10 protein-coding genes and 1 riboswitch are annotated in these 11673 nt (G+C 52.2%); all 10 genes read left to right on the top strand.

Annotated elements, in window-relative coordinates; genetic code table 11:
• Positions 1-131: 131 nt before the first annotated feature.
• The 10 genes from T458_RS34635 (at position 132) to uvrC (ending at position 11300) form a co-directional block, all read left to right on the top strand.
• On the top strand, positions 132-1073 hold the full coding sequence (locus tag T458_RS34635; protein WP_023555114.1) for a 50S ribosomal protein L11 methyltransferase: 942 nt from the start codon (positions 132-134) through the stop codon (positions 1071-1073).
• A gap of 45 nt (positions 1074-1118) precedes the next feature.
• The gene (locus T458_RS34630; RefSeq protein ID WP_023555113.1) at positions 1119-2294 is read left to right on the top strand and encodes an acetyl-CoA C-acetyltransferase; all 1176 of its coding nucleotides are present in this window, start codon (positions 1119-1121) and stop codon (positions 2292-2294) included.
• Positions 2295-2398: 104 nt separating this feature from the next.
• Positions 2399-3391, top strand: coding sequence for an LCP family protein (locus tag T458_RS34625; protein WP_023555112.1), 993 nt, complete (start codon positions 2399-2401; stop codon positions 3389-3391).
• A 190-nt stretch (positions 3392-3581) separates the two neighbouring features.
• Entirely contained in the window at positions 3582-5282 is a 1701-nt protein-coding gene (locus tag T458_RS34620; RefSeq protein ID WP_023555111.1) for a long-chain-fatty-acid--CoA ligase, read from the top strand.
• 244 nt (positions 5283-5526) lie between these two features.
• Positions 5527-6114 (top strand): TetR/AcrR family transcriptional regulator, encoded by a 588-nt coding sequence (locus T458_RS34615; RefSeq protein WP_023555110.1) that lies wholly within the window; start codon positions 5527-5529, stop codon positions 6112-6114.
• Positions 6115-6225: 111 nt separating this feature from the next.
• Positions 6226-6999, top strand: coding sequence for an enoyl-CoA hydratase (locus T458_RS34610; RefSeq protein WP_023555109.1), 774 nt, complete (start codon positions 6226-6228; stop codon positions 6997-6999).
• Between the two features lie 82 nt (positions 7000-7081).
• On the top strand, positions 7082-7849 hold the full coding sequence (locus T458_RS34605) for an electron transfer flavoprotein subunit beta/FixA family protein (RefSeq protein ID WP_023555108.1): 768 nt from the start codon (positions 7082-7084) through the stop codon (positions 7847-7849).
• Between the two features lie 20 nt (positions 7850-7869).
• Complete coding sequence (locus T458_RS34600) at positions 7870-8829, top strand: electron transfer flavoprotein subunit alpha/FixB family protein (RefSeq protein ID WP_023555107.1); 960 nt, start codon at positions 7870-7872, stop codon at positions 8827-8829.
• A gap of 251 nt (positions 8830-9080) precedes the next feature.
• Positions 9081-9395, top strand: a complete 315-nt coding sequence (gene trxA, locus T458_RS34595; RefSeq protein ID WP_023555106.1) for a thioredoxin — start codon at positions 9081-9083, stop codon at positions 9393-9395.
• Between the two features lie 123 nt (positions 9396-9518).
• The gene (gene uvrC / locus T458_RS34590; RefSeq protein ID WP_023555105.1) at positions 9519-11300 is read left to right on the top strand and encodes an excinuclease ABC subunit UvrC; all 1782 of its coding nucleotides are present in this window, start codon (positions 9519-9521) and stop codon (positions 11298-11300) included.
• Positions 11301-11393: 93 nt separating this feature from the next.
• Positions 11394-11579, top strand: a riboswitch (Lysine riboswitch).
• Positions 11580-11673 lie beyond the last annotated feature (94 nt).

Raw genomic sequence — 11673 nt, 5'->3', positions numbered from 1 at the left:
TCAAACATGAGCAACCTCCCTGCGGTAACTGATCCATTCTAGTATCATACCATGCAGCCTATGATCCCGCTATGTTCAGTTGTGAACATGCGAGGAAGAGTACCGGAAACGAAGAAAAGGAGAAGAGGAAAGTGGAGCAAAAGTGGTTGAAATACACCTTGCAGGTTAACCAGGAAATCGAGGACGTCTTTGTTGCGGAATTATTGGACAGTCCCTACACATTCGGCTGGTCGGAGCCGCCATTTGAGGTGCTGACCACCGAGAACGGCTATGACTTTGCGAAAAATAGCGTAGATGCCGTCACCGTCTACGTGTTCGAGCCGATGCAGCATCAGGAGGAGGCGCATCTGCAGCTCTTGCGGGCATACCTTGAACGCTGGTCTGGTGCCGTTTTCATCCGGGAGGTAGAACAGGTAGCGGAAGAGAATGATTCCTGGAAAGAGGCATTTCGTGAAGTGCAAGTGGGAGAATGGTGGATCGCCCCGACCTGGACGGATCCGGATCTGTTGAAGGAAGCCCGGAATATACTATGGATCGATCCTGGAGCTGCTTTTGGGACTGGCTACCATGGCACTACCCAGGATATTTTGCTTTTCCTTCAGGAGATCCCGGTCGCAGACAAGGTCGTACTCGACATTGGTGCGGGCTCAGGCATCCTTTCTTTATACTGTGCCGTCAATGGAGCAAGTCAACCCATCTACGCCATCGATATTAACCCGCAAAGCGAGTACCAGATCGAGGTGAATACCGCAAATAATCAAGTGCCGGACAAAGCCCTGAAGATCCTCATCGGTGATGCCCTCGAGGAGGCTGTACGCGAAAATTTGCCTGAACAAGCAGACTTGATCCTGCTCAACATCGGGGGAGAGGAAGATGTAGCCATGCTGCCGGTCGTAACAGAGCGGATCGCCCAGAATGGACATGTACTTTTGTCTGGCATCGTAGAGTGGAACCGCGAGATGGTCCTGTCCGCATACGAAGAAGCTGGCTTTGAGGCCTTGGGGGAGCGGCGCAGCGAGGAGTGGGTAACGATTCTGATGAAAGCCTCTGCCAATATGTCCCCACAACGGTAACCAATAGATGGTAAAATAGGAAAAAACGAAGGAGTGGGAAGCGGAATGGAGCGAGTCGTCATCGCGGCTGCCGGACGTACACCAATCGGTACGTTTGGCGGGGTGTTAAAGGATGTAAGTGCACGAGGCTTGGCGCAAACAGCAGTGCAAGGCGTGTTGGAGAGGGCTGGACTGGAAGGAAGACAGGTAGAGGAAATCATATTGGGCAACTGCATTCAGCGCACCGATGAACCCAACATCGCCCGGGTCGTGGCGATCGATGCAGGTCTGGGCCATGAGGTCACCGGTTTTACGGTCCAACGCCAATGTGCATCCGGAATGCAGGCTATTGTCAGCGGTGCATCACAGATCCTCCTGGGCGACCATGAAATCGTGCTGGCAGGCGGCGTGGAAAGCATGAGCAATGCTCCGTACGTCTTGAAAAACGCTCGCTGGGGCAAAAGGCTTACGCATGGCGAAATGACAGATGCGATGTGGGAGCTGCTCACGGATCCGCACCACCAGATCTTGATGGGTGAAACAGCGGAGAGACTGGCAGACCGCTATGGCATTACCCGCGAGGAGCAAGACGAAATTGCCCTGCGGAGCCAGCAAAATGCAATACATGCCATCGACAGCGGTATTTTTGCCGAAGAAATCATCCCTGTTTCTGTGAAAAAGAGAGGGGAAAGCCTTCTGGTCACCACCGACGAGCATCCTAGACGGGGAGTCACGATGGAGAGCTTGGCCAAGCTGCGGCCTGGTTTCCGGGAAAACGGCACCGTAACGCCGGGAAATGCCTCAGGTCTAAATGACGGCGCTTCCGCTGCCCTGCTGATGAAGGAGAACAAAGCGAAGGATCTGGGCATCGAACCGCTCGGAACCATCCTCTCCTGGGCTGTGGCAGGTGTAGAGCCAGACCTGATGGGCTACGGTCCAGTACCAGCTGTTCATAAGGCGCTGGCAAAAGCCGGCCTCACGCTGGGAGACATCGACTTGATCGAGGTGAATGAAGCGTTCGCGGCACAGTATCTGGCTGTGGAAAAACTTCTCGGGTTGCCGCGCGAGATCACGAATGTAAATGGCAGCGGCATCGCACTCGGCCATCCTGTCGGCTCGACGGGCTGCCGCATTGTCGTGACACTGCTGCATGAGATGAAGCGGCGCCAGGTGAAGCGCGGGCTCGCTGCCCTCTGTGTAGGCGGCGGCATGGGCATGGCCCTGATCGTAGAACGTCCCTGAATCGAGCAGGTTTAAACCAGATCTCTTCCGTTAAAACTGGAAACAAGTCCCTGTCCAAGCTGCTGCGTGACAGGGACTTGCTTTTACGGGGGAGGTCACGCGCAATGTTCAATCAATCCTTTTTCAAACGGTATGGAAAACAAATCGCCTTTCATCTGGTATCCTGGTGTATTCTTCTCATGCTGGCAGCTGTCGCGTATACAGTGATGGAGTACAGGCAGCTCGCCGAAAAATGGTACATGCCGATAGACGGACAGGTTCAAGATTCAGCTCAAGCCAATCCGGAACCATCACCGCCTCGCTCCCTGGGTTCTGCCACTACCCCGATGAAGCCGTTCGTCGCCCTGATTTTGGGAATTGACAGCAGAGACGGCGAGGCTGCCCGCTCGGATACCATCATGCTGGCAGCTATCCACCCAGCCAAGCAATCCGCCTATCTGATCTCGATTCCGCGCGACAGCTACCTGAGCATCCCAGGACGCGGGTATGACAAAGTGAACCACGCAATGGCCTTCGGAGGTCCCAAGCTGGTCAAGCAATCCCTGGAGCAATTCCTGGGCATCGAGATCTCGCGGTATGTGACGGTAGATTTCGAAGGCTTTCGCAAGGTGGTCGATGAGCTGGGAGGTGTCGCAATCGATGTGAAAAAACGGATGAAATACAGTGACCCCAGCGATGATACCTTCATCGATTTGCAGCCCGGTTTGCAGACACTTACGGGAGAGCAGGCACTGGATTACGCCCGTTACCGCAAAAGCGACCTTGGCAAAGAGGATAGCGACTACCAACGGATTGAACGGCAGCAGGAGATTATGGAAGCGTTGGTCTCGAAGGGGACTTCTCCCGAGGTATTGCCCAAAATGCACAGCTTGCTTTCCATCATGGGCGAACACGTCAAAATGGATTTGACCGAGGGCGAGATCGCCTCGCTGCTTTTTTCCTTTTCAGATCCGAAAGACAATCTGCTCAAGACGGATACCCTGATCGGGAGAGATGAGAGAATCTGGCACAACGGTGTACTGGGCTGGTACCATTTAGTCCCGTCGGCCGAGAGAGAGCGGGTTCAGCAGCAAATCAGGCAGGTTTTATCGCCTTGATACATAAGATAAAGTAGGAAGGGGGGCGAGATTGGGCCGCGTCCCTCCTTTACATTTCAGAAAAAAATTTCCATATCGAAACATTTTGTTGGAAAATTAACTATCTTTCGAATAGAATGAGTACTAGGAAGAGGTTATGAATGCTGAGCATACGGGACGGCAAGGCCATTACGCGATGGAGGGATAACCCATGTCAAATGCCAAGCCTTGGATTGCCAGTTACCCACCCGAAACTGCCCCGTCATTGGAATACCCCCGTGTTTCATTGACGCATTTTCTGGAGCAGTCAGCAGCTACATATCCCGATAACAATGCTATTTATTTTATGGGAAAGCGGATTACGTATCGTGAGCTGTTGGATTTGTCGTACCAGTTTGCCAACGGACTGATCAAGCGTGGCGTGAAAAAAGGCGATCGCGTCGCCATTATGCTGCCCAATGTGCCGCAAACGGTGATCTGCTATTATGGTGCCCTGTTTGCTGGCGCGACCGTCGTGATGACCAATCCCCTCTATACGGAGCGGGAGCTCATTCATCAATTGAACGACTCCGGGGCAGAGACGATCATCACACTGGATCTGCTGTACAAACGCGTCACTTCCGTTCGTTCATCGACCCCACTGAAAAGACTCATCATTACCAGCATCGGCGATTATCTTCCTTTTTTCAAAAGAATGCTGTATCCGCTGGTGCAAAAAAAAGACGGGCACAATCCGCAAGTCACATACGGCAGCGATGTTGAGCCTTTTCTTTCCATAGTAAAAGAAAGCGCTAACAGTCCGGTGAAGATCGAGGTAGATCCCGAGCATGACATCGCCTTGCTGCAATACACCGGGGGCACAACAGGCGTCGCCAAAGGCGTGATGTTGACACATGCCAACCTGATCGCCAATGCCGTGCAATGCAAAGCTGTTTTATACAAGCTAAAGATGGGAAGAGACCGCATTCTTGGCGCATTGCCGCTTTTTCATGTCTACGGCATGACGACGGTCATGAACAAAGGCATTTCCATCGCAGCAGAAATCATTCTCGTACCTAAATTTGACGTCAAGCAGATGCTGGAGTTGATCAGCAAGACCAAACCGACGCTGTTCCCCGGAGCACCTACTATGTACATCGGACTGATCAATCATCCCGATCTGCAAAAATACGATCTGTCCTCTATTGAAGCATGTGTAAGCGGTTCGGCTCCTTTGCCGGTTGAAGTGAAAAATCGCTTCGAGGAGTTGACCGGCGGCAAGCTGGTAGAGGGGTATGGATTGACCGAAGCCTCTCCGGTTACTCACTCCAATCCCATCTGGGGCAGAAGTATCACAGGCAGCATCGGATTGCCCTGGCCGGATACGGACAGCCGCGTTCTCGACCCCAGCACGGGTGAAGAGCTGCCTACTGGCCAGATCGGCGAGCTTGCTGTCAAAGGTCCGCAGGTCATGGTCGGGTACTGGAATCGCCCGGAAGATACGGCTGCGGTCCTCAAGGATGGCTGGCTTCTGACTGGCGATATGGGATACATGGACGAAGACGGGTATTTTTATATTGTAGATCGAAAAAAGGACATGATCATCGCTGGAGGTTTCAACATCTATCCGCGTGAAGTGGAGGAGGTTCTGTTCGAGCATCCCGCTGTTCAGGAAGCTGCGGTCATCGGTGTGCCAGACCCGTATCGCGGAGAGACCGTCAAGGCCTTTGTCGTCTTGAAGCAGGGGATGGAAGCCAGCGAAGAAGAATTGGAGAAGCATTGCAGAGAAAAGCTGGCTGCCTACAAGATTCCGCGTCTGTACGAATTCCGCAGTGAATTGCCGAAGACGATGGTGGGTAAAGTGCTGAGACGCCAGCTTCAGGAAGAGGACAAAAAGCAAAGAGAAGCTCAGGAGCAGATCAAAACCAGTTAAAAGGATTGACAGGACCGTTCCCTCACAGGATAACGGTCTTTTTTCTGTGAAAAACGTCTCGACGTTTTTCATAAAAGTGAATGTGACCGCTTGCGGTCAAACAAAACGGTCATGACCGTTTTGTTTTTGTAAAAAATGACCGACCGCTCAGGATTGACGCCAAGCAGGAAGTATACTACACTTATGATTGTGAATGAATAGTCATTCATTCTATCATCGCTGCGAGTAAAACGTGGAGGTACATATGGCAAAAAAAACGGGGGAAAAGTATCAGGCCATTATCGATGCTGCAGTTCGCGTCATCGCCAGGCAGGGCTACCACAATGCCCAGGTTTCCAAAATAGCCAAAGAAGCGAAGGTGGCGGACGGTACGATCTACCTCTACTTCGAAAACAAAGATGATATTCTTATCTCCTTGTTTAACGAAAAGATGGGGAATTTTATCGAAACATGCAGAGCACGCATCTCGGAAGCGACGTCGGCGGAGCAGAAGCTATTTGTTCTCGTTCATGCGCATTTCAGCCAGCTTTCCCAGGATCATGAATTGGCGATGGTGACACAAATTGAACTCCGCCAATCCAATCCGATAATCAGCGAGGGCATCGGGAACGTCATGAAGCAGTATTTTTCGCTGATTGACGAGGTCATTCGCGAGGGGATGGAGTCTGGGATGTTCCGTCCTGATCTCGATGTGCGCTTGGCGCGAAAAATGATTTTCGGCACGCTGGACGAAGTGACGACAGCTTGGGTCATGAAACAGTGCAAGTACGATCTTGTCTCCTATGTTCACCCCATTCATAATCTCTTCCTGCACGGTTTGATGGGGAAATAGGAAAGAAAAGCTTTTGTTGCATACGTACCTTTGCTACAATAAAAGTGCAAAACTGAGCGACCGTTCGGAGGATGGTTGTTCCTTCATTTTTGATAGAGTGGAGGGTGAGAGATGACTGCACATTGGAATGTACAGGTGGAAGACCGCATTGCGATCGTTACGATCAACAATCCCCCAGCCAATGCATTAAGCAGAAAGGTGCTGGAGGAGCTGCAGGAGCTGTTGGGGCAGTGGGAAGCGGATCCTGCCATCAAGGCGGTTGTCCTGACGGGAGAAGGCAGGTTTTTCATTGCGGGCGCAGATATTAAAGAATTTACGCAGATGGATGCGGAGGATGCGAAAGCAGCTTCCAAACTGGGACAAGATTTGTTTACCCGAATGGAAACCTTTCCAAAGCCCATCATTGCTGCGATTAACGGCCCTTGCCTGGGCGGCGGTCTGGAACTGGCGATGGCTTGCCACATCCGTTTGGCTGCGGTGGAAGCAAGGCTCGGCCTGCCGGAACTGAATCTTGGACTGATCCCTGGCTACGGCGGGACTCAGCGTTTGCCTCGTCTGGTAGGCAAAGGTCGGGCGACGCAGATGATCCTCACATCCGAAATGATCGATGGAGTAGAGGCGCATCGCATCGGATTGGCGGAAGCCGTCTACCCGGTCGAGCAATTGTTGGAGGAAGCGAAAAAACTGGCAACAGTCATCGTGAACAAGAGCGCTGTGACCGTCAAGCTGGCTTTGGAGGCAATCCACGCTGCTGGCACGCTCTCTGCCGAAGAAGGCATGGAGAGAGAAGCCAAGCTGTTCGGTGAAGCATTTGCTACGGAAGACGTCCGGGAAGGCGTAGCTGCTTTTATAGAAAAACGCAAGCCGCAATTTTCTGACCGTTGACGAACGACGATAGAGAGAAGGAAAGAAATGGTTTGCCTCATCAGCTATTTCGCGGTAGCATTTCGACTAAGGAGGGGTCCTCATGAACATTTTGGTTGTGTTGAAGCAAACGTTTGACACAGAAGAGAAAATCGTAATTCAAGGCGGAAACATTTCGGAAGATGGTGTGGAATTTATCATAAATCCCTATGATGAATATGCCGTTGAGGAAGCCATCAAGCTGAAGGAAGAGCATGGCGGCGAGGTAACAGTCGTCAGCGTCGGACCGGATCGCGCGGAAAGCGCCATTCGCACCGCGTTGGCCATGGGCGCAGACAAGGCTGTGCTGGTGGATGACGAATCTCTTTTCGGTGATGAATTCACGACGGCTAAAGTCCTGGCAGCCGTAGCGAAGAAAGTCGGCTTTGACATTATCCTGGGCGGTCAGATGGCTGTCGATACGGGAGCTGGTCAAGGCGGGCCGCGACTGGCTGAAGAGCTGGGCATCAATCACGTCTCCACTGCAGTGAAGCTGGAAGTTAACGGAAGCCAAGTTCGCGTCGAGCGTGACGTGGAGGGGGACCTGGAGGTTGTTGAAACCAGTCTGCCTGTTTTGATCACTGCCCAGCAAGGATTGAACGAACCGCGCTATCCTTCCCTTCCTGGGATTATGAAGGCGAAGAAAAAGCCTTTGGAGCGTCTCTCTGCTGATGATCTGGGTCTGTCTGCCGATGAGGTAGCGGCAAAGACTGAGATCGTGGATCAATTTTTGCCGCCAACAAAAGGGGCTGGACGCATTTTGTCTGGTGATCTGTCTGCCCAAGCGTCAGAATTGGTGCAACTGTTGCGCAACGAAGCGAAAGTGATCTAAGAGAGAGGGAGAGGATTTCCATGAAAAAGGTACTTGTATTGGCAGAAGTGCGTGACGGACAACTACGCAACGTATCGCTGGAAGCCTTGGGAGCAGCGCAATTGATTGCTGACGGGGGCGAAGTGGTAGCAGGCGTTTTCGGTGCAAATGCGGCGGCTCATGCTGCGACTTTGGGCCATCATGGGGCTGCAATGGTCTATGCGGCTGAGCATGAGGCATTGGCACAGTACACGCCTGATGCTTATACACAGGCTGTGACACAATTGATCGAGTTGGCTGCGCCAGATGCAGTCGTATTGGGCCATACAGCGATTGGTCGCGACGTGGCGCCGCGCGTGGCAGCCCGTCTGGGATACGGTCTGGTATCTGACGTGACAGGGATCGAGGCTGGACCTGTTTTCATCCGCCCGATCTATGCCGGGAAGGCATTTCAAAAGCGCAAGTTCGTCGATGGAAAGCTGTTCGTCACCATTCGTCCAAACAATATCGCGGCAGGTGCGGCAGACGAATCGAAGTCGGCGACAGTGGTGCCTGTAGATCTGGAGATCAAAGACCTGCGCACCATTGTAAAAGAGGTCGTCCGCAAAACCAGCGGGAAAGTAGATCTTTCTGAAGCGAAAGTAATCGTATCCGGTGGACGCGGAGTCAAGAGCGCAGAAGGGTTCCAGACCTTGCAAGAGCTGGCCGACGTCCTGGGTGCTGCTGTCGGTGCGTCCCGCGGAGCGTGCGACGCCGATTATTGCGATTACTCCCTGCAGATCGGCCAGACTGGTAAAGTCGTAACGCCTGATCTGTACATCGCTTGCGGCATCTCTGGCGCGATTCAGCATTTGGCTGGCATGTCCAGCTCCAAAGTGATCGTGGCGATTAATAAAGATCCTGAAGCCCCAATCTTCCAGATCGCTGATTACGGCATCGTCGGAGATTTGTTCGAAGTCGTGCCATTGCTGACTGCTGAATTTAAAAAGGTTCTTGTCTAATCAAAGCTTGCGAAACGTCCTGGACTAAGTGATTCCAGGACGTTTTTTTGTCCCCGTGCTCGGAGGGCAAGAGGGCTTCACAAAAGAAACGATTTCCTGACAAGAAACAAAGGGTAAGGAAGGGTATGCAGGACAAACTATCCTTGAGTGCGGAAAGTGTCTGGCGTGATGGTCATATCGCCGCAGGGATGATATACTGATTCTCAGTAAGATACTTTTTCCAGAAGTAAGAGATCAAGGAGGTAACACTCATGGCAATTGTAAATGCATCTGATCAAAACTTTACCCAGGAAGTAGGGCAAGGCACCGTCCTGGTTGACTTTTGGGCACCTTGGTGCGGCCCTTGCAAAATGATCGCGCCTGTCCTGGAGCAAATCGATGGTGAAGTGGGCTCCCAACTGAAAATCGTAAAAGTAAACGTCGACGACAATCCTGAGTCTGCAGGCCGTTTTGGCGTCATGTCCATTCCGACATTGATCGTGTTCAAAGACGGTCAACCGGTAGACAAAATCATCGGGTTCCAACCGAAAGAAGCATTGATGGCAACAGTAGGCAAACATCTGTAAGCCGCCACATAGACGGAAATGTATCGAACGGACAGCATTTGCTTGAGAAAGGCAAATGCTGTTTTTCTTTGCCCAAACGTGTTACGATGGGGGGTGGAAAGTTGCGAAAGGAGGGGGGCAGCCGTGAATCGCTCCTTGAAAGACAAGTTGGGTGTATTGCCTGAAAAACCGGGCTGCTACCTGATGAAAAACGCTGCCGGTGAAATTATCTACGTAGGAAAGGCGAAGGTGTTGAAAAACCGCGTTCGCTCCTACTTTACCGGAAGCCATAATGGGAAAACACAGCTTTTGGTCAGTGAAATTACTGATTTTGAATATATCGTCGTATCGTCTGCGATTGAGGCCTTGGTTCTGGAGTGCAACCTGATCAAGCAGCACAATCCGCGCTACAATGTGATGCTTCGCGACGACAAGACGTATCCCTACATTAAAATTACCAATGAAAAAGAGCCGCGACTGGAGATCACGCGCAAGGTGTTGAAGGACAAGGCCCGATACTTTGGTCCCTACCCCAACGCTGGCGACGCAGGAGAAGTGAAGAAGCTGCTGGACCGTTTGTATCCACTGCGCAAATGCAAAACGATGCCGAAGCAGGTCTGTCTGTATTACCATCTGGGCCAATGTCTGGCTCCCTGCGTGTACGATGTGGCCGAAGAGGAAAATCAGCGGATCGTGGAGGAAATCGCCCGTTTTCTCGACGGCGGCCATGAAGCGATGAAGCAGGAATTGACGGCCAAGATGAATCAGGCGGCAGAGAATATGGAGTTTGAGCGGGCGAAGGAATACCGCGACCAGATCAAAAGCATCGAAGCCGTGATGGAGAAACAGAAGGTGACCATGGCCGACACAGTGGACCGGGACATTATAGGCTTCGCGGTCGACAAGGGCTGGATGTGCATTCAGATTTTTTACATGCGCCAGGGCAAAATGATCGAGCGGCAAACGACGTCTTTTCCTTACTATGGGGAGGAAGCGGAAGACTTTATGTCCTATGTGGGCCAATTTTACTATGACAAGCAAAACGCGCTGCCCAAGGAGATTCTGCTGCCCGAGGAAAGCGATCCCGAATTGCTCGCCCAGTGGCTCGGAATCAAGGTCCATGCGCCGAAACGCGGCAAGAAGCGGGAACTGGTGCAGATGGCGAATGAAAATGCACGAATTGCGCTGCAAGAGAAATTCGCCCTGATGTCCAAAGACGACGCGCGGACCGTCCAGGCGGTGCATAATCTGGGGCATATTCTCGGAATCAAAACCCCGCACCGAATCGAAGCGTTCGACAACTCTAACATTCAAGGTACTGAGCCGGTCTCTGCCATGATCGTCTTTACGAATGGACGTCCCGACAAAAAAGAGTACCGCAAATTCAAGATCAAAAGCGTCGAAGGTCCTGATGATTACGGCTCGATGCGGGAGGTCATCCGCCGTCGCTATTCCCGCCTGCTGAAAGAAAATCAGGAGATGCCCGATCTTATCGTGATCGACGGAGGCAAGGGACAGATCAGTGCAGCCATGGATGTGCTGGAAAACGAGCTGGGCTTGTACATCCCGGTTTGCGGCTTGGCGAAGGACGACAAACACCGTACCGCGCAGCTGATGTACGGCGATCCGCCAGAAGCGGTGGAGTTGAGACGCGACAGCTATGAATTTTACTTGCTGCAGCGCATCCAGGACGAAGTGCACAGGTTTGCGATCACGTTTCATCGGCAGTCGCGGTCCAAGACGATGCTGTCCTCCCAGCTCGATGAAATCCCTGGGATCGGGGAAAAACGAAGAAAGCTGCTGTTTACTCATTTCGGCTCGCTGAAAAAAATGCGGGAGGCAAGTGTCGAGGATTTCCGCCAGCTGGGAATCGGCGACAAGCTGGCCCGCGAGATCATCGCGCATCTGCGCAAGCTGGAAACCTGATCGAACGAGCAAAAAGGAAAAAGCCATTGATCCCTGCCAGGCAGCATGTTATAATGCCATTCAAACAGAATAGTTGACCTCACTTCCCCAAAGGAGTGAGGTAGAGGCGCGAAAACCATGAGTACCTCCCAGAGATCGGGTATCTATGAAGGGCAGGAAAAGGGGAATTCGCCGAAGTGTGAAGAGCGACCCGTGCTTTTCATGCTGGGCTTGCGTTGAACAAGCGCAGGACTGTCATCCAGGCAATGGCCAGTTGCTGGATGGAGAGCTATCTCACGGTGTGACAGTGTGAGTGATGACTGGTTTTTCCGATCATCTCTTGCAGTCTGTCCGCGTGTATTGGGAAGGGGGAGCCGGTATGTCGAAACCATAG

It is taken from the genome of Brevibacillus panacihumi W25 (genome assembly GCF_000503775.1).
GTDB lineage: Bacteria > Bacillota > Bacilli > Brevibacillales > Brevibacillaceae > Brevibacillus > Brevibacillus panacihumi_A.
This window is presented reverse-complemented; position numbering and strand designations above follow the sequence as displayed.

Bases quoted from the DNA above. Each gene is read 5' to 3' on its own strand.
- T458_RS34620 (WP_023555111.1), top strand. From the start codon at position 3,582: ATGTCAAATGCCAAGCCTTGGATTGCCAGTTACCCACCCGAAACTGCC.
- T458_RS34615 (WP_023555110.1), top strand. From the start codon at position 5,527: ATGGCAAAAAAAACGGGGGAAAAGTATCAGGCCATTATCGATGCTGCA.
- trxA (WP_023555106.1), top strand. From the start codon at position 9,081: ATGGCAATTGTAAATGCATCTGATCAAAACTTTACCCAGGAAGTAGGG.
- T458_RS34605 (WP_023555108.1), top strand. From the start codon at position 7,082: ATGAACATTTTGGTTGTGTTGAAGCAAACGTTTGACACAGAAGAGAAA.
- T458_RS34630 (WP_023555113.1), top strand. From the start codon at position 1,119: ATGGAGCGAGTCGTCATCGCGGCTGCCGGACGTACACCAATCGGTACG.
- T458_RS34600 (WP_023555107.1), top strand. From the start codon at position 7,870: ATGAAAAAGGTACTTGTATTGGCAGAAGTGCGTGACGGACAACTACGC.
- T458_RS34610 (WP_023555109.1), top strand. From the start codon at position 6,226: ATGACTGCACATTGGAATGTACAGGTGGAAGACCGCATTGCGATCGTT.
- T458_RS34625 (WP_023555112.1), top strand. From the start codon at position 2,399: ATGTTCAATCAATCCTTTTTCAAACGGTATGGAAAACAAATCGCCTTT.